General features: G+C 66.5%; 1 protein-coding gene. It reads right to left on the bottom strand.

What is annotated here, in order from left to right:
- On the bottom strand, positions 1 to 269 hold a 269-nt coding region (locus tag FLQ44_RS22445), incomplete at both ends, for an NADH-quinone oxidoreductase subunit H (protein ID WP_206209098.1).

The following is a 269-nucleotide window of genomic DNA, read 5'->3' as shown; positions in this document are numbered from 1 at the left end:
CATCGACCATCGCCTCGGCACGCTGGACTTCGCCGACGCCCCGGTCGCGACGGCCTTCGAACTGCCCATGGCGATTTCATAGCTGACCACCTGCGCTGCCGAACGCATCGCGCCGAGGAAGGCATACTTCGAGTTCGAGGCCCAGCCGGCGATGATCACGCCGTACACGCCCATCGAAGTCATCGCCAGCAGCATCAGCAGGCCGGCGTTGATGTCGGCCAGCACCATGCCGTCCTCGAAGGGCACGACCGCCCAAGCGGCGAAGGCCG

Origin of the sequence: Vogesella mureinivorans (genome assembly GCF_007644035.1) — a bacterium.
GTDB lineage: Bacteria > Pseudomonadota > Gammaproteobacteria > Burkholderiales > Chromobacteriaceae > Vogesella > Vogesella mureinivorans.
Note: the sequence above shows the minus strand (reverse complement) of the source record. Positions and strands in the feature narration are given on the sequence as shown.